Here is a 21,991-nt window from a genome sequence, read left to right as displayed (position 1 = left end):
CGTCGGCCGCGCGCTCACGGTAGGTCATGGTGCCGGGTTCCTCTTCTCCAGCCGGTCGAGGAGTTCGTCCTCACGGCGGTCGAATTCGGCCTCGTCGATCTCTCCGGCATCGAGCTGCCGCTCCAGGGCGGAGAGTTCACGCTGGATGGCCGACGGATCGTAGTACTGGCGCTCCGCCTCCGTGACCACCTGCCGCAGCACCCAGGAGGTGCCGCGGACAGGGGCCAGGGGCAGGAGGAGCAGCTCTCCCAGGAGGCCCATGCGGCGTCACTCCACGAAGCTGTAAGGAGGCAGTGGGCCGTTCACCTGGAGCACGAGGTGGGGGTGTTCCTTGCGCAGGGCGTCCACGGCCTCGACGAAGTCCGCCGTGCTGTCGCGGTCGACGAGGAACGAGATGTTCGCCAGCCAGCCGCTGCTGTCGGGGCCGGGGCTGATGTCTCCCGCCGCCCCCTCCAGGGCCTGGCGGACCAGTTCGCCGTCGCGCTTCTCGCGCTGCTGCACCGCCTGCACGACGCGCTCGCCGAGCCGCAGCTTCTGCTCGTACGTGCCGCCGCCGGCCGCGCGGTTTGCCTCGTTGAGGGCGCGCAGTTCGGGGTCGTCGGCCAGTACCTGGTGCAGGACGGCCTCCTCGTCGTGCGAGGCCTTCACGTTGTACTCGACCTTGTTGTCGAGCGCGTCGAGCCGCTCCAGGTAGTGCTTCTCGCGCTCGGCGAGCACCGTGCGCACCGACTCGTCGTCGGTCGACAGACTGCCGAAGCGCATCGGCAGTACCGCGCCCACGGCGCCGGCCTCCGCCAGCACGGTCTGGTGCGCCAGCAGGTCGCGGCGCTTGGGCCTGAGGTCCTCGGGCGCGTCGCTGACCAGGGCGGTCAGTTCGCCGGTCCGCAGGGCCCGTACGGGCATCGGCGGCTCGCCGACACCGTTGGTCGGCTCGGGCAGTTCGGGGTGGTTTCCGCGGGCGATCCCGTAGACGTACGTACTCACTCCTGCTCCTCCTTCCGGCGGGACGTGCTGCTGCGCCGGCTGCTCGTCCTCGACTCGGCCTTCTCGTCGTCACCGCCGCGCACCTGCTGGAAGGCGCCCGAGAGGGTCTCGGCGGCGCCGGACAGCGCCCCCTTGGACTTGCCCCTCGCGCCGGACTCGGTGACGTCGCCCACGATCTCCGGGAGGCCGGGGCTCTTGTTGGCGCCGGTTTCGAGGTCGAGGCGGTTGCAGGCTTCGGCGAAGCGCAGGTACGTGTCGACGCTGGCCACCACGACGCGGATGTCGATCTTGAGGATCTCGATGCCGACCAGGGAGACACGTACGAACGCGTCGATCACGAGTCCCCGGTCGAGGACGAGCTCCAGGACGTCGTAGAGGCCGCTGGTACCGCCGCCGCCTCCACCTTGCTGTGCCGGGACTACGGTCATGCCGACCAGCCCTCCTTAATGTCGGGTGTCTATGAACGGTCCGCCCTGCCGCGCTCGTAGCGGCTGACGCGCCGGTAGCCGGTGAGCGCTCCGTGGGCGTCGAGAGTGACTTCGTACGACGCGAGGAGGCTCATGGTGTCGGGGACCCTGGCCAGTTCGAGGACCTCGACCCGCAACACCCAGCCGTCGTCCTCCGTGCGTTCGAAGGACGAGACCGACTCGGCCTCCATGCCGGTGAGCTCCGCCAGTTGTGCCCGCGCTCCGCGCAGCACCTCCATCGGGCCCGGCAGGCTTTCCGTCTTGCTGGATGACGTGCTCTGTGAACTCTTCTCGTTCTTCTCTTCGTTGTCGGACGCATTGGACGTATCAGACTTTCCGGAAGTACCGGATGTATTTGCCATTGCAGCCTCCGTCATCGTGTATCCCGTGACTCCGGGCCCAAACTCCGCGGTGTCCGAGCGTTGTTCGTTTCTGTCCGGGTACCCGCGTGTGATGACATCAACGGACACCGGGGTGATTCGCACCCGCATTCCGGCGAGGCTCGACCGCCTCCCGTGGTCACCGTGGCACTGGCGGATCGTCATCGGCCTGGGGACGGTGTGGGTCCTCGACGGCCTCGAAGTGACCATCGTCGGCAACATCGTGGGCCGCCTCGCCGAAGAAGGCAGCGGCATCGACATCACCACCGTTCAGGTGACCACGTGGGCTGCTGCCCTGTATGTGGCCGGAGCATGCGTGGGCGCCCTCTTCTTCGGCCGGCTTACCGACATCTACGGCCGCAAGAAGCTGTTCATGATCACGCTGGCGGTCTACCTCGCGGCGACGGCGGCCACCGCCTTTTCCGAAACCGCCTGGTTCTTCTATCTCTGCCGCTTCTTCACCGGTTTCGGCATCGGGGGCGAGTACGCCGCCATCAACTCGGCCATCGACGAACTGATCCCGGGCCGGCTGCGCGGCCGCATCGACCTCATCATCAACGGCACCTTCTGGGCGGGCGCGGCGCTCGGCGCGCTCGCGTCGGTCGCGTTCCTCGACACGGACCTGTTCCCGAAGGACCTGGGCTGGCGGCTCGCCTTCGCGACCGGCGTGGTGCTCGGCCTCGCCATCCTGCTGGTCCGCCGGCACGTGCCGGAGAGTCCGCGCTGGCTGTTCATCCGCGGGCGGGTGGACGAGGCGGACCGGATCGTCGACGGCGTGGAACAGCAGGTGGAGCAGGAGACCGGGAAGCGGCTCGCCGTGCCGGACGAGGAGATCGCCATCCGGCAGCGGAAGTCCATCGGCTTCGGCACCATCGTGCGCACGGTCTTCGCGCAGTACCGGGGGCGCACGGCGCTCGGCCTGTCGCTCTTCATCGGCCAGGCGTTCCTCTACAACTCGATCACCTTCGGTTACGCCGTCATCCTGACCGAGTTCTTCGACGTGCCGGTCGGCTCCACGGCGTACTACTTCGCGGTGATCGCGGTCGGCAACCTGCTCGGCCCGCTGGTCCTCGGCCACTTCTTCGACAGTGTCGGCCGCGTGCCCATGATCGCCGGTACCTACATCGTGTCCGGTCTGCTGCTGTTCGGTACGGCGTACCTCTTCCAGCAGGGCTCGCTGTCCGCCGTGACGCTCACCGCGTGCTGGTGCGCGGTGCTCTTCTTCGCCTCCGCCGGGGCCAGTTCGGCGTACCTGACGGTGAGCGAGGTCTTTCCCCTGGAGACGCGCGCGATGTGCATCTCCTTCTTCTACGCCGTCGGCACCGCCCTCGGCGGCATCACCGGACCGCTGCTGTTCAACGGCCTGGTGAGCAGCGGGGAGCGCGCCGACACGACCCTGGCGTTCTGCGTCGGCGCCGCGCTGATGGTCGCCGCCGGGGTGGTCGAGTCGGTGCTGGGCGTCAAGAGCGAGCGCCGGAGCCTGGAGTCGATCGCCGCGCCGCTCAGCGCCGTGACGGAATCCGGCCCGGCCCGCGAGAACGCCTGACAGGGGCTGCCGCCGCGCTTCGTTCAGCGCAGGGCGCGCAGCCGCCGGCGCGCCGGGCCGAGCGCGCGGCCCCTGGACGTGACGCCCGACCAGGGGTTCGCGCGGGCCTGTTCCAGTACGCCGTCGGGGTCGGTCAACGCCCAGGTGCGCGCGGTGAGTTCCTTGTCGTCGAGCTGCTCCCAGGAGATCGGAGCGGCGACCGGCGCGCCCTCGCCCGGGCGGACCGACCAGGGGGCGACGGCGGTCTGCGCGTAGGCGTTGCGTCCGACGTCCAGGAAGAGCCGGCCGCCGCGGGCCTCCTTGCGTACGGCCGTCGTCAGCTCGTCGGGACGCCGCTCGGCCAGCGTCTCGGCCACGTCCCTGGCGAAGGCGCGGGAGTCGTCGAACGTGGTGTGCCCGTCGAGGGGCACGATCACGTGCAGGCCCTTGGAACCGGTGGTCATGAGCGTGGACGGCAGCCGCAGCTGGTCGAGGAGTTCACCGAGCCGGTACGCCGCCTCCCGTACGGCCGGGAAGTCGTCCCCCGCCGGGTCCAGGTCGAAGACCAGCCGGTCGGGCCACTCGACGCGGTCGGCCCGGGAGAGCCACCGGTGGAGGGTCAGGCACGCCTGGTCGGCCAGGAAGACGAGGGTGGCGGTGTTGTCGCACACGGTGTGGGTGACCGTGCCGCCCTCCTTGGCGACCCGGACCCGGCGCACCCAGTCCGGGTAGTGCTCCGGCGTCTCCTTCTGCATGAAGCGCGGTCCGCCGGTCCCGTCGGGCCGGCGTTCCAGCATCAGGGGCCGGTCGCGCAGTTGGGGCACCATGAACGCCGCCACCCGCCGGTAGTAGCCGGCGAGGTCGGCCTTGGTGAGACCGCAGTCGGGGAAGAGGACCTTCCCGGGGCGGTGGACGGTCACCGTGCGGCGTCCGGCCCTGATGGTGGTGGTGTCGCTCATCGTCCCTCTCCCGGGCTCGCTCCGTCGTCGTGCGCGCGGCCGCACGGGCGCGGGCCCGCTCCCGGCGGGCCCGCGCGGCGCGGGGAGGGTGGCGGGATGTTCAGGGCATCCCGCCACCCACACCCCGCCGCGCTCTCACCGTACGAGCACCTTCTCGGCCAGGAGCTGTACGGCGGCCACGATCGAGTCGGCGTCGATCCCCGCGGCGCCGAGCTGTTCCTGCCCGGTGGCCGAGCCGGGCATGTTCCCCACGGCCAGGCGCACCAGCCTCGGGGCCGGGCGGCCGTCGGAGAACACTTCGGCGACCGCGTCGCCCAGGCCGCCCTGGGGGTGGTGGTCCTCGACCGTCACCAGGCAGCCGGTGCGTTCGGCCGCCTCCTGCACCGCCGGCTCGTCGACGGGCTTGACCGAGTACAGGTCGAGGACCCGCACCGGCACGCCGTCCCGCGCGAGGAGGTCCGCGGCGCGCAGCGCCTCGTGGACCGTCACCCCGGCGGCGATCAGGGTCAGCACGTCGTCCTCGCCGGAGCGCAGCAGCTTGCTGCCTCCGACGGGGAACTCCTCGTCGGGCCCGTAGATGACCGGCATGGCGCTGCGGCTGGTGCGCAGGTAGCGCACGCCCCGGCTGCGCGCGTCGCCCTGCGCCATCGCGGCGACGAGCCTGGCGGTCTGGTTGGCGTCGCAGGGGTACAGGACGGTGCTGCCGTGCACGGCGCGGAACAGCGCGAGATCTTCGAGGCCCATCTGGGACGGGCCGTCCTCGCCGATGGCGACTCCGGCGTGCGAGCCCGCCAGGTTGATGCCGGCCCGGCTGACCGCCGCCATGCGGATGAAGTCGTGCGCGCGGCTCAGGAACGCCGCGAAGGACGAGGCGTACGGGACGTAACCCCGTGTCTGCATGCCGACGGCCGCGGCGACCAGTTGCTGTTCCGCGATGTAGCACTCGAAGAACCGGTCGGGGTGCTCCTTGGCGAAGAACTGCGACCGGGTCGAGTCGCTCACCTCGCCGTCGAGGGCCACGACGTCGCCGCGCGCGGACCCGAGCGCGGCGAGCGCCTCGCCGTAGGCGTTGCGGGTGGCGACCTCGTCGCCGCCCTTCTCGTAGCGCGGCAGCCTCAGTTCGCCGAGGGGTGCGGTCAGCAGGGCGGACGCCCGCGCGGCGGCCGGCTTCGCCACCTCCACCCGGACGAAACGCGGCCCGCCGAGTTCCCGGATCGCGCTGTCGGCGTCCTTCAGCGGCTTGCCGTGCATGCCTTCCTTGTCCTCCACCGCGGCGACGCCGCGCCCCTTGCGGGTGCGGGCGATGACGGCGGTGGGGCGGCCGGTGGTCGACCGCGCCTCGTCGAAGGCGGCGTTCACGGCCTCGACGTCGTGGCCGTCGACCTCGACGGTGTGCCAGCCGAACGCGTGCAGCCGACGGCTGTACGCCCCCAGGTCCCACTCGTGCCGGGTGGGTCCGCGCTGGCCGAGCCGGTTGACGTCGACGACCAGGGTGAGGTTGTCGAGGTGCTCGTGGGCGGCGTGCTCGGCGGCCTCCCACACCGACCCCTCGGCCATCTCGCTGTCGCCGCTGAGCACCCAGACGCGGTACGGGGCCCGGTCCAGGCGCTTGCCCGCCAGCGCCACGCCGACCCCGACCGGCAGGCCCTGCCCGAGCGACCCCGTCGCCACGTCCACCCACGGGAGCCTGGGCGTCGGGTGCCCTTCGAGGCGGCTGCCGCGCCGCCGGTAGGTGAGGAGTTCCTCGTCGTCGATGACGCCGGCCGCCCGGTACATGGCGTACAGCAGCGGGGAGGCATGGCCCTTCGAGAGGATCAGCCGGTCGTTGCCCGGATGGCCGGGCTGGTCGAAGTCGTAGCGCAGGTGGCCGCCGAGGAGCACCGCCGCGAGGTCGGCCGCCGACATCGACGACGTCGGATGGCCCGACTGCGCGGCGTCGGCGGCCCGTACCGCGTCCACCCTGAGCTGCTGCCCGAGCTCGCTGAACTGTTCCCTGTCCATGTCACTCCCTGTGGTCGCTCCCTGGCGGTCACCCGTCGGGTTCACTCTGCTCCGCCCGGCCGCGCCCGCCGGGGACCCTGGCCAGTTCCGGTGACGCCGTGTCGAGGGGCACCGACCAGGACCGGACGAGGCCCAGCTGCACGGCCTGGCGCGGCAGGACGGCGTCGAGCAGCCAGTCGGCGGCGACCCGGATCCGGTTGCCCGGCATGGCGGCGAGGTGGTAGCCGCGGGTGACCGCGCCCGCGACCGGGCCGGACAGGTGTACGCCGAGCGGGTTGGCGGCGGCCTTGACGCCGCCGAGGTCCACGACGAACCCCAGGTCGTTGTGCTTGTACCGCTGCTGCTCCCCGTACCCGAGGGAGGCGGCGACATTGCGGCCGGCCACCTTGCCCTGCCGGGCGGCGTGCTGCGCGGTCATCGGGGTGAACTCCCCCGGCCGGGTGAGGTCGGGCACGGCCGCCGCGTCGCCGCAGGCGAAGACCTCCGGGTGGCCGGGCACGTTGAGGGTCGGCTCGACGAGGAGCCGCCCGCGCTCGACGGGCAGGCCGACCTCCGAGACGAGCGGATCGGGCCGTACGCCGACACACCAGACGACGGTCCTGGTGTCGACGAACTCCCCGTCGTCCAGCAGGACTCCTTCGCGGGTGGCCTCCTTGACGGACGTCCCGGTCCGTACGTCGACTCCGCGCCCGCGCAGCACCGTGTCGGCCGTCCGTGACAGCCGCCGGTCGAGTTCGGGCAGGACCCTCGGCGCGATGTCCAGCAGCAGCCAGCGCGGCTTGTGCCCGGCGTGCCGCCAGGCGCGCTGCCTGCGGACGAGGGCGTCGGTGAACATCTTCCCCTGGGCCGCGACCTCGGTGCCGGTGTATCCGGCGCCGACGACGACGAAGGTGCAGCGCGCGGCGCACTCGTCCGGGTCGCCGGTGGCGGCCGCGAGTTCGATCTGGCGGGTCACGTGGTCGCGCAGGTAGAGCGCTTCGGGCAGCCCGCGGAAACCGTGGGCGTGCTCGGCGACGCCGGGGACGGGCAGCAGCTTGTTGACGCTGCCGACGGCCAGGACGAGCCGGTCGTACTCCAGCTCGCCCTTGTCGTCCTCGGGGCCGGTGTAGTGCACGCGGCGGGCCGCGAGGTCGACACGGTCCGCCTCGCCGAGGACCAGCCGTACGCGCGGAAGCGTCCCCGGCAGCGAGACCGTCACCCGGCGCGGTTCGAGGATGCCGGCGGCGACCTGTGGCAGGAGCGGGAGGTAGAGAAAGTAGTCGGTGGGGTTGAGCAGGACGATCTCGGCGTTGTCCCGCAGCTGCCGGGAGAGGGTCTTCGCGGCCTGGTGGCCGGCGAATCCCGCTCCCACGACGACGATGCGGGGACGGTTTCGGGTCACTGCGTTCACCTCGTGGGCGGGGCGGGTGCGGTGGACCTTCCCGGTGCCCCCGTCCCCCAGGGGCAAACACCGGGCGGCCCGCGTTTCCCGTTCAGGGGCCGGGTTACCCGCCGTTCAGGAACCGCTCGCCCGGGAGGCGCCCCCATGACCGAGTACGGATACTTCCTGTCGACCGAGGAGTTCGGCCCGGCCGAACTGGTGGAGCAGGCGCGGATGGCCGAGCAGGCGGGCTTCCAGGCGTTGTGGATCTCCGACCACTACCACCCGTGGAACGAGGAGCAGGGGCAGAGCCCCTTCGTCTGGTCGGTGATCGGCGCGCTGTCCGAGGCGGTGTCGCTCCCGGTGCAGACCGCCGTGACCTGCCCGACCGTACGGATGCACCCGGCGGTGGTGGCGCAGGCCGCCGCCACGGCGGCCGTACAGCTCGGCGACGGGCGGTTCCGGCTCGGGGTGGGCAGCGGCGAGGCGCTCAACGAGCACATCCTGGGCGGCCCTTGGCCCGGCGCGCGGGTGCGGCTGGAGATGCTGGAGGAAGCCGTGCTGCTGATCCGCAATCTCTTCGACGGCAACGAGGTCAGCCACGAGGGCAAGCACTACACGGTGGAGAACGCCCGGCTCTACACCGTGCCGGACGAGCATGTCCCCATCGACGTCTCGGCGTTCGGCCCGCGGGCCATGTCTCTGGCCTCGCGGGTCGGCGACGGCCTGATCACCATGGCCCCCGACGCGGAGGCGGTGTCCCGTTTCCGCAAGGGCGGCGGGGGCGCCAAGCCGGTGAGCGGCGGGACGAAGGTCTGTTACGGGCCGGACCGCGACGAGGCGGTGCGCACCGCCCACCGGCTGTGGCCGAGTGACCGGCTCCCCGGCGAACTCGGCCAGGTGCTGCCGGCGCCACGCCACTTCGAGCAGGCGTCGGCCCTCGTCACCGAGGACATGGTCGCCTCGAACGTGGTCTGCGGCGACGACGTCGAGGCGCACGTGCGCGGACTGCTGGCGTACGCCGAAGCCGGGTTCGACCGGGTGTATGTGCACCAGATCGGGCCCGGCCAGCGGGGGTTCTTCGACTTCTACCGCACCGAGGTGCTGCCACGGGTGCGGGAGAACTGACCCCGCCGGCACCTCGACTCGCGTATCACATCCCGAGATAGGCGTCTCACATCTCGGCGCGGCGGCGTACCGTACGGCGCAGCGCGTCCGCACCGGACGCCGCCCGGAGGAGGAGTACGCCCATGCCGGAGGAGACCGCCGTCTACACCCACGGACACCACGAGTCGGTGCTGCGCTCGCACACCTGGCGCACGGCCGCCAACTCGGCGGCGTACCTCCTGGGCGATCTGCGGCCGGGGCTGGACGCCCTGGACGTGGGCTGCGGCCCCGGCACCATCACGGCGGACCTTGCCGCGCTGGTCGCCCCCGGCCGGGTGACGGCGGTCGACGCGGCCGGGGACGTGCTCGGGCGGGCCCGCGAGGTGGCGGCCGAACGCGGTCTGCGCAACGTGGAGTTCGCGGTGGCCGACGTCCACGCGCTGGACTTCCCCGACGACTCCTTCGACGTCGTCCACGCGCACCAGGTGCTCCAGCACGTGGGCGATCCGGTGCGCGCCCTGCGCGAGATGCGCCGTGTGTGCCGCCCGGGCGGCGTCGTCGCGGCGCGCGACAGCGACTACGCGGCGATGACGTGGTTCCCGCAGGTGCCGCTGATGGACGACTGGCAGCGGCTGTACGGCCGGGTGGCCCGGGCGAACGGCGGCGAACCGGACGCCGGCCGCAGACTCCTGTCGTGGGCGCGCCGGGCCGGCTTCACCGACGTACGCCCCTCGGCCGGGGTGTGGTGTTTCGCGACGCCGCCGGAGCGGGCGTGGTGGAGCGGCCTGTGGGCGGAGCGCACGACGGCGTCCGGGTACGCCGAACTGGCCGTGACCGGCGGCCACGCGACCCGGCAGGACCTGACGGCGATCGCGACCGCGTGGCGGGAGTGGGGCGAGCGGGAGGACGCGTGGTTCATGGTGCCGCACGGCGAGGTGCTGTGCCGGGCGTGAGCCGGCGTACCCCCGCCGGGTGTGGATGCGAGCAACTACGCTGGGACGCATGGAGATCCTCGGAACCACGCTGCGCATCTGCGTCGACGACCTGGAGCCCACGGTGGGCTTCTACGAACGCCTCACCGGGAGCCGCGCGCTGCGCTTCGAGCGCGGCGGGGTGTCCGTGGCGGCGGTCGGCTGCTTCCTCCTGATGAGCGGCCCCGAGTCCGAACTCGAAGTCCTGCGCAAGGTGTCGGCGACCATCGCCGTCGACGACGTGGACGCGGCGGGCGCCGCCCTGGCCGGGGCCGGCGCCCGCATCGTGGCGGGCCCCGTCCCCACCCCCGTCGGCCGCAACCTGATCGCCGCGCACCCGGACGGTTCGGTCTTCGAGTACGTCGACCGGCGCCCGGTCGCCTGATCCGGCCCTAGCGCGCCGCGGGCCGCATCCGGTAGTCGTACGCGTCGGGCAGCGGATCGTCGCCGGTCCCCGCCCACACCTCGCCGAGCACCTCCGCGCCCTCCCGCAGGTCCGGCACCTCGAAGCCGGCGTCGAAGAGGGCGCGGGCGCCCGCCCTGTCGCCCTCGGCGACCAGGAGCCGCGCCTCGACGAGCCGGAAGCGCCCGCTGTCCCGCAGGTCGTCGGGCAGTTCCCCCCAGACCGCGCGCGCCGCCCCGGTGCGCCCCGCGTCGAGCAGCGCGGCGATCGCCTCGCGTCCCAGCGCGGCCGTCGCCGCGCGCCACGCCTCGCCGTCGCCCCGCTCCCGGCACAGGTCCTCGAACGCCTCGGCGTAGTGGTCGGCGGCGCGCCCCGCGTTGCCCGCGTCGAGGTCGGCGACCGCGAGGCAGCGCAGCAGCGGCCACCGGGAGGACGCGGACCGCAGCCCGCGCTCCCAGCTGCGCACCGCCTGCGCCACGTCCCCCGCGTGCCACTGGGCGACCCCGAGGTGGTACTCGGTGAGGGGGTCGGCCGGCGCCGTCTCCAGCATGTCCCGCCAGTGCTGCGCGACGAGGGAGACACCGGGCGGGGAGGCCGCCCCGTCCGGTGACGGGAACGTGCCACTGCGCAGCAACTCCCGCCACGGTGCCTGCTGTTCGCCCAGCGTCGCCTCACCGAAGGGCGTGCCCGGCAGCTGGTGACCGGCGCGCAGGACCTCCAGCGCGCCCCACCCGGAGCCGGTGGCGAGCGGTTCGCCCGGCTCGTGGTCGGCGTACGGCCGCCACGCCTCGTACGCCGCGTCCACCCGCGCCCGGGGCAGCGCCGCCTCCAGCCGGGCCTCCGCCTCCGCTCGCGCCGCCGCCCAGTCCTCGCCGTGCACCGCCGCGGGATCCGCGGCCAGCGGACCGTACGCCTCCAGCCAGCTGAACTCGGCCCCGGCCCCCAGCGGTACGTGCTCCAGCTGCGTACGGGCGAGACCGGCCTGGATCTCGGCGTACCCCGGGGTGCCGGGCTCGGTCAGCCACTGCTGCCAGCGCCGCCCGCCCCGCCCCGAGCCCCACAGGAAGAGCTTGCGCCCGCCGAGCGTGTCGGTGGAGGTCTGGACGAGGCCCCGGCCCTCGGCGTCGAGCGAGGCGATCCACTTGCGGGACGCCTCGGGCACCTCGTAGAAGTAGTCGGCGGGGTACTCGCCGCGCAGCGGGTACGTGCGGTCGACCCCGCCGGACACCGGCACGGGCACGCGCCGCAGGCTGCGTTCGTACCCGAAGTGCCACGCCTCGTCCGCCGGGGCGAGCACCCTGGTCCGCTCGTCCTCGGGGACCGCGATGTTGGACCACCAGTAGGTGGGGACGGTCCGCTCGTGCGGGTTGCGTATGCGGACGCCGACGTACAGGAAGTCGGAGTCGGCCGGCAGCCACAGGTCCACCTGGAACGGCAGGTCGCGCAGCCGCTCCCACTCCCAGAGGCGGACCATGTCGCCGCCGTCGGGGGCGGGCACGATCGCGGCGTGCAGCGGGGCGCAGGACAGCGTCGTGTGTCCGGTGGCGCCGATGTTCCACTCCAGGCCGCCGGAGAACCAGGCGCCGTTCAGGGCGAAGTCGGCGGGCTGGAGGACCGGGTTGCGGTAGAGGAGTTCGCGTCCGGTCGGCTTGTGGAACAGCGAGTGCACGCGCCCGCCGAGACCGGGCAGTACGGTCGCCCGCAGCCGGTCGTTCTCGATGACGATCGTGTCCAGGTCCGTCGGCGTCCGCTCGCGCCCGTACCCGTCCAGGACGCGCACCGGCAGCAGCGTGCGCAGCGGTTCGTGGCCGACCTGGCGGGCCATGTCGCGCGGGAGCGCCGCGCGCGTACGCTCGTCGACGACGTGCTGCTCGTCGAGCGGCCGGAGTCCGGGCAGCGGGTTCTCCGGCCCCAAAGGGGCGGCGGGCAGAGTCAGTACGGCACGTCGCACGGTCGTGGCCAAGGCAGCCTCACTCCCTCACACGGACCGCCGTCCACCGGCGCCCGGACGACCATCCGAACATGCCGGGTGCCTCCCTGACCAGGGGGTCCTACGCTGGACCCGCACGTCGCACACCGACCAGAGCGCGGAGGACCTCATGACCACGGAGCACACGTACCGGGTGATCGTGCGCGGGACTTGGGACAATCTGACGGACGAGTCGAGGGCGCGGCTGGCCGCCGGCGCGGACGACCACGGCCTGGCGCGGATGAAGTTCACGCCGGAGGGTTCGCTGGCGTACGACGCGGCCCTGCGGCACTTCACGTACCGCTTCGAGGTGGTGTCCGACGCGGCGGACGGGGAGGAGATGGCGGCCGCGATCGCGCAGGACATGGCGCGGACGGCGCTGGACGATCTGGGGCACGGCTACCGCGATCTGCGGTCCACGGCGACCGACCAGGACACCATGAGGATCAACCGCAAGGGCCGCTGAGCCGGGCCGCCGCAACCGGACTCCGGGCGGGCTCCCGTCAGCGCCGCATCTCTGTGGTGACCGCCCACCGCTCGTGGTCGCGCCAGGCGCCGTCGACGTACACGAAGTCGGGCGAGTAGCCCTCCAGCCGGAAGCCGGCCCTGCGGACGAGCGCCAGGGACGCCTCGTTCGCGGGCTGGATGTTGGCCTCCAGCCGGTGCAGGCCGAGGGGCCCGAACGCCTGCTCCATGACCAGGCCGAGGCCCTCGCTCATCAGGCCCCGGCCCGCCGCGTGCGCGAACGCGCCGTAACCCAGCACGCCGCACAGGAAGCCGCCCCCGACGATGTTGTTGATGTTGATGAAGCCGGCGATCGCGCCGTCGGAGCGCTCGCACACCAGGTAGCCGACCCGGGCCGGGTTGTCGATGAGCGGAGCCGCGTAGGCGGCGTACGCCGCGGGCCGCTCCGGCGGGAAGAGCCACGGGTGGTGCAGGCTCCTGCTCTCGCGCGCCCGCGCGGTGAACTCCTCGGCGTCGGCCTGGCTGAAACGGCGCAGGACGACGCGAGGCCCCTCGGCTCCCCGTACGGCGCTTTCGGACATGCGGCCAGGCTACGTCGGCCGGCCGCCCGCGCCACCGCACGGGGCGCCCGGCCGCGGGGCGCGCCGCCCGCCGGGCCCTCAGCCGAGCGAGCCGCTGACCACGGGGAGCTCCAGTACGCCGGTGTCCCCGGGGGCGCTGGTGACGGTCACCGGCCTGATCCCGCGGTTGCCGTAGTACGCGTCGTCGCTCGCCGCGACGACGAACTCCAGCCGGTGCCCCTTCGGGTACCGGTGCACGATGCCGGGCAGCGACACCGTGAACGGGCGCCGCACGTCGGGCACCCGGACCGGCGCGACGAGCCGGTGCACCAGTGTCTTCGTGCCGTCGGGGGCGACGTCGTACAGCTTGGCGAAGAGGACGAGCCGGTCGGCCGCGTCGCCGGAGTCCTGGACGCGTTCGGTCGCCGGGGAGACGACCCTGAGGGTCGCCCTCGGCGCGCCGACGACATCCACCGGGGTCTTGAGCGGCCCGGTCGACCAGCCCAGGTAGGTGCCCGGGGTGTCGCTCGGCGCGCGCTCCGGCAGGCCGGTGAGGCCGGCCAGCGAGTTCTCGGAGTGGCTGGTGGCCAGCAGGCGGTTGCGGTACTCGCGGGCGCCGCGCACGACCTCGGCGCGGTCGTCGACGAGCTTCCCGTCGCCGGAGAGGTAGACCTTCCGCGAGAGGGCGGGCGGCGCGTCGGCCGTGCCGTAGCCGCCGCGCCAGTCGCGGTAGTACGCGAAGGCGGGGCCGGTGTCCGTGCCCTTCCGGCCGTGCAGGTGGCGGTCGAACCAGGCGAGGACGCGCCGGCCGACGTAACTCGTCTCCAGGTTGCCCCGCCCGAGGTCGAGCTCGCCGGGCGCCGGGGCGGACATGCCGCCGCTGTGGCCCCAGGACTGCCAGATCATGCGGGCCTCGGTGCCCCGCGCCTTGAGCGCCTTGTACGTCGCCTCGGCCTCGTTGAGGTTGAACAGGGTGTCGGCCTGGCCCTGGACGATCAAGGTGGGCGTCTCGACCCGGTGGAGGTAGGTCGCCGGGGAGACGCCGCGCGCGTAGGCGAGCATCCGGGCGGTCCGTGCGGCGGGGTAGCTGCCGGTGGCGAGGAGCCGGGTGGTCTCGCAGGCCCGGGCGACGAAGTGGAGGCAGCCGCCGCCACCGATCCGGGACAGGTCGAGGCCGGGGTTCAGCAGCCCCTGCGCCTCGCCCATGAGGAAGAAGCCGGACGTCCACTGGTACTTGTACGCGCCGGGCACGGCCGGGTCGTTCGCGTTGTTCGGGTCGAGCGAGTAGGCGAGGTCGTTCCAGGTGATCAGGGGCACCAGGGCGTCCGGGCGGGGGTCGTTCGCGGCGGTGGCGAGCTGGATCGTGCCGCCGTAGGAGCCGCCGATCATGCCGACGCGCGGATCGCCCGGACCGTCCTTGACGACGTAGTCGGCGCGGGTGCCGTCGTCGGCGGCGCGGGTGCCGCCGAGGAAGTCGATCAGGCCCGACGCGGCCCTGCCGTCGATCTCGGGGTCGTTGAGCGAGATGGGGCAGCCGGACCTGCCGAAGCCGAGGCCGGAGTAGGCGAGGGCGACATAGCCGCGGGCCGCGAAGGCCTTGGCGACGGTGTCGGTGGAGCCGTCGGCCTTGCTGCCTCCGAAGCCGTTCGTGGTGAGGACGGCGGGGGCGGGGCGGTTCTGGTCGACCCCGGCGGGCCGGTACAGGTCGGCGTCCACGGCGCAGTGCCGGCCGCCCGCCCGGACCGTGAACGTCAGCGGGGTGACGGTGAAGCCCGCCGGCTCCCCGGCGGTCGCTGGGGCGGCGAGGGCGAGGGGCGCCGCGAGGGCGGCGCCGAGGGCGAGCACGAGTGGTCCGCGCGATGCGGAGGCGGGGCGACGGCCGGGACGGCGGCGACGGCTACGGGGCACGAGGACCTCCACACTGGGGGCGCCTTGCCGACGAGTGAGCAGCGGCGCCGATCACGCTGTGACACGTGTCATACCACTGCCGACCCGTCCCCGGCCGCGGAATGACGGTCAGTCAGCCGTGCGAAGGACGGCACCGGGCGGGCGCCGGACGCAAGGACGTTGTCAGACCCCCCTGTTAGGTTCCGGACATGACGACGAAGCGTGTGCCGTTCACCGGCGGCGAGAAGGAGAGCCTCCAGGCCAGCCTGGACCGGCACCGTGACGCCGTGCTGTGGAAGCTCGACGGCCTCGACGACGAGCAGGTGCGCCGCCCCATGACCCCGTCGGGGACCAGCCTGCTCGGCCTGGTGAAGCACCTGGCGAGCGTCGAGTACGGATGGTTCTGCACCACGTTCGGGCGGGAGAGCGAGCCGCTCTGGTTCGACCCGTTCAAGGGCGAGGACATCGTGGTGGCCGAGGGCGAGTCGACCGCGGACATCGTGGCGTTCTACGGCCGCGCGCGGGCCGCCGCCGACCGGGCCGTCGCGGAGCTGGACCTCGACACCCCGGGCACCTCGTGGTCGGGGAGCACGGTGTCGATGCGCTGGGTGCTCATCCACATGCTGGAGGACACCGTGCGCCACGCGGGCCACATGGACATCCTGCGCGAGCTCATCGACGGCGCGACGGGCGACCACCCGCCGGCCTGACCGGGGCCCGGTCCGCCGGTGTCAGCGCAGCGCCGGCACGTCGAGGGTGAGGGAGCGGGCGTCCGCGTCCAGTACGGCGGGAACGCCCAGCGGCACGGTCAGGGCGCCCGCGCAGTGCCCGAAGCCGAGCTCCTCGACGACCGGCACCCCCAGCGGGGCCAGCCGGTCGCGCAGCAGCGTCCGCACCTCCTGCTCGTACGGGCCGCAGTCCTCCCACGAGCCGAGCGCGACGCCCGCCACGCCGTCGAGCCAGCCGGAGCGCAGCAGTTGGGTGAGGATCCGGTCCAGGCGGTACGCCTCCTCGCCGATGTCCTCGACGAGGAGCAGTCCACCGCGCGCGCCGGCCCGCGCGTGCGGGCCGCCGAGACCGGCCGCGAGCAGGCTGACGCAGCCGCCGAGCGTCACACCGCGTGCCCGGCCGGGGACCAGTACGCCCGCGGTCCGCGCGCTCAGCGTCATGACGGACTCGGGCTCGAAGAGCGTGGCCCGCAGCGACTCCTGGGTGCGGGCGTCGTTGAGGAAGGAGACGGCGGCGGCCATCGGCCCGTGCAGGGTGGCCAGGCCCAGCCGTACGGCGAACGCCTCGTGCAGCGCCGTGATGTCGCTGTACCCGACGAAGACCTTCGGGCCGGCGGCCCGCATCGCCGCCCAGTCGACCAGGTCGACCATGCGCTGGGCGCCGTACCCGCCGCGTGCGCAGATCACCGCGTCCACCGACGGGTCGCACCAGGCCGCCTCCAGGTCCCGGGCCCGCGCCTCGTCCGCACCGGCGAGGTAGCCGAACTCCGGGTGGACGTCGAGCGCGTGGCGCCCCGCGACCGGGTCGAGCCCCCAGTCCCGCAGGATGTCGAGCCCCTCCTGGAGCCGGTCCCCGGGGACCGGCCCGCTGGGAGCCACGACGGCGACCCGGGCCCCCGGCCGCAGCCGGGCGGGCCGGGTCAGGGGCGCGACGCTCACGTGGACAGCTCCAGCAGCGGTACGTCGGCGCGGTCGATGCCGAACACCTCCGCGTACAGGCCGAGTTCAGCCTCCAGCACCCGGGTCAGGGTCTCCGCCCTGCGGAAGCCGTGCCCCTCCCCCTCGAAGGTGAGGTAGGCGTGCGGAACGCCGCGCCCCGCCATGCGTTCCAGGAACCGTTCGCACTGCGCGGGCGGGCAGATCACGTCGTCGAGCCCCTGGAGCAGCAGGAAGGGCGCGGTGATCCGGTCGGCGTGCCGCACCGGCGACCGGTCGCGGTACCGGTCGGCGCAGGCGGCGAGCGGCCCCACGAGGCTCTCCAGGTACCGCGACTCGAAGTCGTGGGTCTCGCCCGTCCCCCAGGCCGTGAGGTCCAGGATCGGGTACATGACGGTGCCGCAGGCGTACACGTCGGTGGTGGCCAGCGAGGCGGCGGCGGTCCAGCCGCCCGCGCTGCCGCCGCGGATCGCGAGCCGCCGCGGATCGGCGGTGCCCTCCTCGGCGAGCGCGACGGCGACGGCGGCGCAGTCCTCGACGTCCACGACGCCCCACTGCTCGCGCAGCCGGTCGCGGTACGCGCGCCCGTACCCGGCCGACCCGCCGTAGTTGACCTCGGCGACTCCGATGCCGCGCGAGGTGAAGTACGCGATCTCCAGGTCGAGTACGAGCGGGGCGCGCCCGGTCGGTCCCCCGTGCGCCCACACGACGTACGGCGGCAGCTCGTCGGCGGGCGCGACGCGGCCGGGGTTGTGCGGCGGGTAGATGTGGGCGTGCGTCTCGCGGCCGTCGGGTCCGGTGAAGACGCGGATCTGCGGCTCGGGGTAGAAGGACGGGTCGACCGGGTCGTCGTGCGCGGAGCCGATGACGCGGGTGCGCCCGGTGCGGGTGTCGAGCTCCATGACCTCGTACGCGCTGCGCGGGCTGGCGGCCACGCCGACGACCCGGCTGCCGTGCACGGCGAGCGTGGGGGCCCACTCGGTCCAGGGGCCGGCGGCGTCGACGACCTCGCAGCTCTCCGGGTCGAGTATGCCGAGGGCGGTGGCCCCGCTGCCGTGGATGACGGCGACCAGGCCGTTGTCCAGCGGGTGGAACCAGCGCAGACCGATCTTCCAGAGCGGCCCGCCGAACTCCTCGTCCCGGGAGCACAGCGCCACCGTCCCCCCGTGCGGGTCCGCGCGGTAGAGGTTCCACCACCCGCTGCGGTCACTGGAGAAGAGCAGCTGCCCGTCGGCGGTCCAGTCGATCTGGGCGATCGCCTCGTCGGGCCCGCCCACCAGCGGCCGGGGCTCCCGGAACACGCCGTCTTCGGCGATGTCCGCGAGGATCACCTCGGTGCCGTCCCAGGGCATCCGGGGGTGGTCCCAGGCGATCCAGGCGGCCCGGCGGCCGTCCGGCGAGACGCGGGGCCCGGTGACGAAGCGGTGCGCGCCGTCGGACAGTTCCCGTACGGCGGCCCGGTCGTCGGCGGCCGATCCGTCCAGCGGTACGGCGACGAGGACGCGCCGTACGTCGGTGGGCGCCTCGCCGGTGAACTCCTCCAGCACGCACCACACCTCGCCCGCCGCCCCGCGCTCCGGCCACAGCTGCGGGTCGACCCAGCGCAGTCCGCCGCCGACCCCCGACACGGGGGTGAGGGGGCGCGGCGCGGCGCCGGGCGCGTCCGGTTCGTACGCGTAGAGCCGCTGGTCGGGGAAGTGGACGAAGACGACGAGCGGTCCGCCGTCCGGGCGCCGCGCGCCGGCCCAGGGCCGGCCGCCGTACTCGATGACTCTGCTGCGCACGTTCCAGGGCGCGGGCAGAACCGATTCCTCGCCGCCGTCGGCCCGTCGGCGCATCAGCGCGCGCCGTCCGCCCTCGGTGGGGCGCGGCGCCGTCCACCACACCTCGTCGCCGATCACGCCGACGTACTCGGGGTGCCCGTCGTGCGAGGCGGCGAGGCCGGCGCCGATCGGCGACGGCCAGCTTCCGTAGGACCCTGTGGGCACCATGCCGTCCAACTCCCCCTGCTCGTCGCTGCTAGGCGGTCTTCAGGTAATGATCGAGCACGCGGACGCCGAAGTGGAGGGCCTCGACGGGAACGCGTTCGTCCACGCCGTGGAAGAGCGCCTGGTAGTCGAAGTCGGGCGGCAGCTTCAGCGGCGAGAAGCCGTAGCCCGTGATGCCGAGCCGCGAGAACTGCTTGGCGTCCGTGCCGCCCGACATGCAGTACGGCACGACGTGTCCGCCGGGTGCGAAGTGCTCCACCGCCGCGCGCAGTCGGGCGTACGTCGGGGAGTCGGTCGGCGCCTGCAGGGCGGTCTCCCTGTGGTGGAACTCCCAGTCCACCCCGTCCCCGGTGAGCAGGTCCAGCGTCCGGCAGAACTCCTCCTCGCCGCCGGGCAGGAAGCGTCCGTCGACATACGCGGTCGCCCGTCCCGGAATGACGTTCACCTTGTACCCGGCGTCCAGCATCGTCGGGTTGGCGCTCCCCCGTACCGTCGCCTCGAACAGCGCGGCGGCCGGCCCGAGCTTGTTGAGCAGCGCGTCCACGTCGAAGTCCGGCGCCTCGAAGTCGGGGGCGTCGAACTGGTGCAGAGCGGCGAGTGCGGTGAGGCCGGCCCGTACGGTCGGGGTGAGCCGCACCGGCCACTCGTGCGCCCCGATCCGGGCGACGGCGGCGGCCAGCCGGCTCACGGCGTTGTTCCGGTTGACCTTGGAGCCGTGTCCGGCGGTGCCGACGCCGGTGAGTCTGAGCCAGCCGGTGCCCCGCTCCCCCGCGGCGATCGGGTAGATCTCCATGCCGGGCCCGGCGTGGAAGGTGTAGGCGCCGGATTCGCTGATGCCCTCCGTGCAGCCCTCGAAGAGTTCCGGGTGGCCGGTGGCGAGGAAGCCGGAGCCGTCGACCGCGCTGGCCTCCTCGTCGGCGGTGAAGGCGAGCACGATGTCGCGGCGCGGCCGGGTGCCGGTGCGGGCCCAGGCCCGCACGACCGCGAGGACCATGGCGTCCATGTTCTTCATGTCGATCGCGCCGCGCCCCCAGATCACCCCGTCGCGGACCTCCCCGGAGAAGGGGTGCACGCTCCAGTCGGCGGGCTCGGCCGGTACGACGTCGAGGTGACCGTGGACGAGGAGCGCGTCGGCCGACGGGTCGGTGCCGGCGATCCTGGCCACGACGTTGGTCCGTCCGGGGGTGCGTTCGAGCAGCAGTGGGCTCAGGCCGGCGCCGGCGAGCCGCTCGGCGACGTACTCGGCGGCGGGGCGCTCGCGGCAGTCGCCGCCGCCCCGGTTGGTGGTGTCGATCCGGATGAGGTCGGACGTGAACGTCACCACTTCGTCGAGCGCGAGCGCGTCGATCGTGAGGCCGTCGGCCGCTCCCCCGCCGGCCGGCTGGTTGTCAGCCATACTGCTCCTCCACCGCGGCCGACACGATCGTCGTGACGGCCTTGAACGTACGAATGCCCTCATACATCGTGGCGCTGGTGTACGCGACACGCCGTTCCCCGGCCGTCTCCACCCCGGGCACCACGGTGGCGGCCCCCGCGAGGTGCTCCGCGTCGAACTCCACCTCCACCGCGAAAGGGCCGCCGCGCACCGGGTCGTGACGTACCGCCAGGGCCGTCGCCTCCTTGGCGGCGGCCCTGATGTCGGCGGCGGTACGGGCGGGGGTGCGGCAGACCGCGGCGTACCGCGAGACGTGGTCCTTCACGGCGACCTTGCGGGCCGCGGGCGCGTAATCTTCGGCGTCCTCGCAGGTCAGGTCGTCGCCGGTGACGAGCACCACGGGTACGCCGTACTCCGCGACGACGTGGGAGTTGAGCAGGCCCTCGCTCGCCCGTACGCCGTTCACCCACACCCCGGTGATGGAGTTGGCGAGGTAGGTGTGGGCCAGGACGCCCTCGGCGCCTGCGCCGGTGTGGTAGCCGACGAACGCGATGCCGTCGACGTCGCCGTGCTGCACGCCTTCGACCATGCTGAGCGACTTGTGGCGGCCCGTGAGCATCGCGGCGCGCTCGTCGAGCCGCTCCAGGAGGAGGTTGCGCATGGTCCAGTGCGCCTCGTTGACGAGCACCTCGTCGGCGCCCCCGTCGAAGAAGCCGAGGACGGCGGCGTTCACGTCCGAGGTGAACAGGGCGCGGCAGCGCTCCCACTGCGGGGTCCCCGGCAGTACATCGGCCGGCCAGGTGACGCCGGTGGCGCCCTCCATGTCGGCGCTGATGAGGATCTTCATGCGGCATCACGTTACGCGCCGGGGCCGGCCCCGGCCAGGTCCGGCGGCGCCGCCACAGGTCTGGTCCGGGGGCGGTCCGTCACGTGTCCCGGCGCGGCGGCGGTCCGTCGCCGCACCGCTCGCCGTCCTCCCGCGCCGGGGCCGGGCCGCCCGGCAGCGTCTGCGTGATCCGCCAGAGGCGGCGCGGCAGGTCACCCTCCTCGAAGGCGTGGACCTCGCGCAGGTCCCAGCCCTGGGCCAGCGCGTCGACCAGCGCTCGGTCGAAGAAGTGGACCGCGAACCCGCCGTGCTCGAAGATGTCGTCACCGTGTGCGGTGCCCGCCCCGTAGTGGGCGTCGCCGGTGTGCCGCACGGTGTAGACGAACGTGCCGCCGGGCCGCAGGACCCGTCGTACCTCGTCCGTCAGCCGGTGGATCTCCGGCGTCGACAGCGCCATGCACATCAGCATGTGGGCGAACACCGCGTCCACCGACCGGTCCGGCAGCGGCAGCGGGCGCCGTACGTCGTGGACGGTGGCGCTCACCGCCGGGTCGAGGCCCAACTCCTTGGCCTGTGTGGTCAGTTGTTCCAGCCCCGCGGGGCTGTAGTCCGTGGCGCGCACGGTGAAGCCGCAGCCGGCGAAGTACAGGGCATCGCGCCCGTGGCCCGTCCCCAGTTCCAGTACGTCACTGGCGCCCGCCACGCAGAACACGGCGGCGGCGTGGACGGCGGCGGCCGAGGGAGCCTCGCCGTACATCCCCGGATGCCCGGCGTACGTCCGCTGCCAGTGCTCGCGCTGCGCGTCGGCCGCCTCCGGGCCCTGCTCCGGCATCGTCGCTCCCTGGGGTCCACCGGCGCCCCGCACCGGGGCCGGGCCCAGCGTAGGACCCGGCACCGGCCGCCGCCGCGCTCAGCGCGCCCGTGCGGCCCGGGAACCTCCGGCGGCACTCCGAACGGCCCACGCCCGCCGGGGCCCCGAAGGTTCGGTCCGCGTGGCCGAGTTGAAGATCGCGTCCGGTGCGCCGGGGCAGCAAGCGGGGCGGCAGGCGTACGCGGGCGGCTCGACCGCCGGTGGGAGCGCCTGCGGCGCACCACCGGCG

General features: G+C 73.4%; 21 protein-coding genes. 6 read left to right on the top strand and 15 right to left on the bottom strand.

The features are described from left to right. Nucleotides 1–24: 24 nt before the first annotated feature. The 4 genes from E2E34_RS01220 to E2E34_RS01205 are packed head-to-tail and all read right to left on the bottom strand — an operon-like array spanning nucleotide 25 to nucleotide 1,813. Nucleotides 25–261 carry a gas vesicle protein GvpG gene (locus E2E34_RS01220; protein ID WP_138894826.1) on the bottom strand — a complete coding sequence of 79 codons (237 nt, stop codon included), beginning with the start codon at nucleotides 259–261 and terminating at the stop codon, nucleotides 25–27. 6 nt (nucleotides 262–267) lie between these two features. Further along, nucleotides 268–984, bottom strand: coding sequence for a GvpL/GvpF family gas vesicle protein (locus E2E34_RS01215; protein WP_138900026.1), 717 nt, complete (start codon nucleotides 982–984; stop codon nucleotides 268–270). Beyond that, a complete protein-coding gene (locus tag E2E34_RS01210) occupies nucleotides 981–1,412 on the bottom strand; it encodes a gas vesicle structural protein GvpA (RefSeq protein ID WP_138900025.1) in 432 nt (143 codons plus the stop codon). The genes E2E34_RS01215 and E2E34_RS01210 overlap by 4 nt, the downstream gene beginning before the upstream one ends. A 29-nt stretch (nucleotides 1,413–1,441) precedes the next feature. Beyond that, nucleotides 1,442–1,813: a gas vesicle protein GvpO gene (locus tag E2E34_RS01205; RefSeq protein WP_138900024.1), complete on the bottom strand. Its 372-nt coding sequence runs from the start codon at nucleotides 1,811–1,813 to the stop codon at nucleotides 1,442–1,444. Between the two features lie 91 nt (nucleotides 1,814–1,904). On the opposite strand from E2E34_RS01205, the gene E2E34_RS01200 reads away from it, so the two are divergent. Beyond that, nucleotides 1,905–3,377: an MFS transporter gene (locus tag E2E34_RS01200; RefSeq protein WP_138900023.1), complete on the top strand. Its 1,473-nt coding sequence runs from the start codon at nucleotides 1,905–1,907 to the stop codon at nucleotides 3,375–3,377. 23 nt (nucleotides 3,378–3,400) lie between these two features. Here E2E34_RS01200 and ligD read toward each other — a convergent pair whose 3' ends face one another. The 3 genes from ligD to E2E34_RS01185 form a co-directional block, all read right to left on the bottom strand. Next, nucleotides 3,401–4,315 carry a non-homologous end-joining DNA ligase gene (gene ligD / locus E2E34_RS01195; RefSeq protein ID WP_138900022.1) on the bottom strand — a complete coding sequence of 305 codons (915 nt, stop codon included), beginning with the start codon at nucleotides 4,313–4,315 and terminating at the stop codon, nucleotides 3,401–3,403. A gap of 135 nt (nucleotides 4,316–4,450) precedes the next feature. Then, entirely contained in the window at nucleotides 4,451–6,316 is a 1,866-nt protein-coding gene (locus tag E2E34_RS01190) for a transketolase (protein ID WP_138900021.1), read from the bottom strand. Between the two features lie 28 nt (nucleotides 6,317–6,344). Continuing rightward, nucleotides 6,345–7,697 (bottom strand): NAD(P)/FAD-dependent oxidoreductase, encoded by a 1,353-nt coding sequence (locus E2E34_RS01185; RefSeq protein WP_208765109.1) that lies wholly within the window; start codon nucleotides 7,695–7,697, stop codon nucleotides 6,345–6,347. Nucleotides 7,698–7,841: 144 nt separating this feature from the next. Between E2E34_RS01185 and E2E34_RS01180 the strand changes: the two genes are divergently transcribed. The 3 genes from E2E34_RS01180 to E2E34_RS01170 all read left to right on the top strand — a co-directional run bounded on the left by E2E34_RS01180 (nucleotide 7,842) and on the right by E2E34_RS01170 (nucleotide 10,139). Then, nucleotides 7,842–8,804, top strand: coding sequence for a TIGR03557 family F420-dependent LLM class oxidoreductase (locus E2E34_RS01180; protein WP_138900019.1), 963 nt, complete (start codon nucleotides 7,842–7,844; stop codon nucleotides 8,802–8,804). 122 nt (nucleotides 8,805–8,926) lie between these two features. After that, nucleotides 8,927–9,736: a class I SAM-dependent methyltransferase gene (locus E2E34_RS01175; protein WP_138900018.1), complete on the top strand. Its 810-nt coding sequence runs from the start codon at nucleotides 8,927–8,929 to the stop codon at nucleotides 9,734–9,736. A 49-nt stretch (nucleotides 9,737–9,785) separates the two neighbouring features. Then, nucleotides 9,786–10,139: a VOC family protein gene (locus E2E34_RS01170; protein WP_138900017.1), complete on the top strand. Its 354-nt coding sequence runs from the start codon at nucleotides 9,786–9,788 to the stop codon at nucleotides 10,137–10,139. A 7-nt stretch (nucleotides 10,140–10,146) separates the two neighbouring features. Here E2E34_RS01170 and E2E34_RS01165 read toward each other — a convergent pair whose 3' ends face one another. Further along, nucleotides 10,147–12,120: a DUF5107 domain-containing protein gene (locus E2E34_RS01165; protein ID WP_138900016.1), complete on the bottom strand. Its 1,974-nt coding sequence runs from the start codon at nucleotides 12,118–12,120 to the stop codon at nucleotides 10,147–10,149. A 136-nt stretch (nucleotides 12,121–12,256) separates the two neighbouring features. Between E2E34_RS01165 and E2E34_RS01160 the strand changes: the two genes are divergently transcribed. Then, nucleotides 12,257–12,592, top strand: a complete 336-nt coding sequence (locus E2E34_RS01160) for a DUF6204 family protein (RefSeq protein WP_138900015.1) — start codon at nucleotides 12,257–12,259, stop codon at nucleotides 12,590–12,592. Between the two features lie 37 nt (nucleotides 12,593–12,629). On the opposite strand, the gene E2E34_RS01155 is transcribed toward E2E34_RS01160, so the two are convergent. After that, complete coding sequence (locus E2E34_RS01155; RefSeq protein ID WP_138900014.1) at nucleotides 12,630–13,172, bottom strand: GNAT family N-acetyltransferase; 543 nt, start codon at nucleotides 13,170–13,172, stop codon at nucleotides 12,630–12,632. A gap of 78 nt (nucleotides 13,173–13,250) precedes the next feature. After that, nucleotides 13,251–15,059 carry an alpha/beta fold hydrolase gene (locus E2E34_RS01150; RefSeq protein ID WP_138900013.1) on the bottom strand — a complete coding sequence of 603 codons (1,809 nt, stop codon included), beginning with the start codon at nucleotides 15,057–15,059 and terminating at the stop codon, nucleotides 13,251–13,253. A gap of 188 nt (nucleotides 15,060–15,247) precedes the next feature. On the opposite strand from E2E34_RS01150, the gene E2E34_RS01145 reads away from it, so the two are divergent. Continuing rightward, nucleotides 15,248–15,748: a DinB family protein gene (locus E2E34_RS01145; RefSeq protein ID WP_138900012.1), complete on the top strand. Its 501-nt coding sequence runs from the start codon at nucleotides 15,248–15,250 to the stop codon at nucleotides 15,746–15,748. Nucleotides 15,749–15,769: 21 nt separating this feature from the next. On the opposite strand, the gene E2E34_RS01140 is transcribed toward E2E34_RS01145, so the two are convergent. From E2E34_RS01140 to E2E34_RS01120, 5 genes are all read right to left on the bottom strand, one after another. Then, on the bottom strand, nucleotides 15,770–16,705 hold the full coding sequence (locus E2E34_RS01140) for a S66 peptidase family protein (RefSeq protein WP_138900011.1): 936 nt from the start codon (nucleotides 16,703–16,705) through the stop codon (nucleotides 15,770–15,772). Further along, nucleotides 16,702–18,693, bottom strand: coding sequence for a S9 family peptidase (locus tag E2E34_RS01135; protein WP_138900010.1), 1,992 nt, complete (start codon nucleotides 18,691–18,693; stop codon nucleotides 16,702–16,704). The genes E2E34_RS01140 and E2E34_RS01135 overlap by 4 nt, the downstream gene beginning before the upstream one ends. 28 nt (nucleotides 18,694–18,721) lie before the next feature. Continuing rightward, nucleotides 18,722–20,086 (bottom strand): M20/M25/M40 family metallo-hydrolase, encoded by a 1,365-nt coding sequence (locus tag E2E34_RS01130; RefSeq protein ID WP_138900009.1) that lies wholly within the window; start codon nucleotides 20,084–20,086, stop codon nucleotides 18,722–18,724. Then, a complete protein-coding gene (locus E2E34_RS01125) occupies nucleotides 20,079–20,912 on the bottom strand; it encodes a M55 family metallopeptidase (protein WP_138900008.1) in 834 nt (277 codons plus the stop codon). The genes E2E34_RS01130 and E2E34_RS01125 overlap by 8 nt, the downstream gene beginning before the upstream one ends. 79 nt (nucleotides 20,913–20,991) lie before the next feature. Continuing rightward, nucleotides 20,992–21,723, bottom strand: a complete 732-nt coding sequence (locus E2E34_RS01120; protein ID WP_138900007.1) for a class I SAM-dependent methyltransferase — start codon at nucleotides 21,721–21,723, stop codon at nucleotides 20,992–20,994. Nucleotides 21,724–21,991: the final 268 nt, after the last annotated feature.

The sequence above is a fragment of the Streptomyces albidochromogenes genome (assembly GCF_005981925.1).
Classification (GTDB): domain Bacteria; phylum Actinomycetota; class Actinomycetes; order Streptomycetales; family Streptomycetaceae; genus Streptomyces; species Streptomyces albidochromogenes.
The sequence above is the reverse complement of the archived record's forward strand: the minus strand, read 5'-3'. Positions and strand labels throughout refer to the sequence as shown.

What these genes read in the sequence shown, in the direction of transcription:
- E2E34_RS01210 (WP_138900025.1), bottom strand. Translation starts at nt 1,412, where the DNA reads ATGACCGTAGTCCCGGCACAGCAAGGTGGAGGCGGCGGCGGTACCAGC.
- E2E34_RS01180 (WP_138900019.1), top strand. Translation starts at nt 7,842, where the DNA reads ATGACCGAGTACGGATACTTCCTGTCGACCGAGGAGTTCGGCCCGGCC.
- E2E34_RS01200 (WP_138900023.1), top strand. Translation starts at nt 1,905, where the DNA reads ATGACATCAACGGACACCGGGGTGATTCGCACCCGCATTCCGGCGAGG.
- E2E34_RS01130 (WP_138900009.1), bottom strand. Translation starts at nt 20,086, where the DNA reads ATGGCTGACAACCAGCCGGCCGGCGGGGGAGCGGCCGACGGCCTCACG.
- E2E34_RS01135 (WP_138900010.1), bottom strand. Translation starts at nt 18,693, where the DNA reads ATGGTGCCCACAGGGTCCTACGGAAGCTGGCCGTCGCCGATCGGCGCC.
- ligD (WP_138900022.1), bottom strand. Translation starts at nt 4,315, where the DNA reads ATGAGCGACACCACCACCATCAGGGCCGGACGCCGCACGGTGACCGTC.
- E2E34_RS01175 (WP_138900018.1), top strand. Translation starts at nt 8,927, where the DNA reads ATGCCGGAGGAGACCGCCGTCTACACCCACGGACACCACGAGTCGGTG.
- E2E34_RS01160 (WP_138900015.1), top strand. Translation starts at nt 12,257, where the DNA reads ATGACCACGGAGCACACGTACCGGGTGATCGTGCGCGGGACTTGGGAC.
- E2E34_RS01220 (WP_138894826.1), bottom strand. Translation starts at nt 261, where the DNA reads ATGGGCCTCCTGGGAGAGCTGCTCCTCCTGCCCCTGGCCCCTGTCCGC.
- E2E34_RS01155 (WP_138900014.1), bottom strand. Translation starts at nt 13,172, where the DNA reads ATGTCCGAAAGCGCCGTACGGGGAGCCGAGGGGCCTCGCGTCGTCCTG.
- E2E34_RS01120 (WP_138900007.1), bottom strand. Translation starts at nt 21,723, where the DNA reads ATGCCGGAGCAGGGCCCGGAGGCGGCCGACGCGCAGCGCGAGCACTGG.
- E2E34_RS01190 (WP_138900021.1), bottom strand. Translation starts at nt 6,316, where the DNA reads ATGGACAGGGAACAGTTCAGCGAGCTCGGGCAGCAGCTCAGGGTGGAC.
- E2E34_RS01170 (WP_138900017.1), top strand. Translation starts at nt 9,786, where the DNA reads ATGGAGATCCTCGGAACCACGCTGCGCATCTGCGTCGACGACCTGGAG.
- E2E34_RS01205 (WP_138900024.1), bottom strand. Translation starts at nt 1,813, where the DNA reads ATGGCAAATACATCCGGTACTTCCGGAAAGTCTGATACGTCCAATGCG.
- E2E34_RS01125 (WP_138900008.1), bottom strand. Translation starts at nt 20,912, where the DNA reads ATGAAGATCCTCATCAGCGCCGACATGGAGGGCGCCACCGGCGTCACC.
- E2E34_RS01145 (WP_138900012.1), top strand. Translation starts at nt 15,248, where the DNA reads ATGACGACGAAGCGTGTGCCGTTCACCGGCGGCGAGAAGGAGAGCCTC.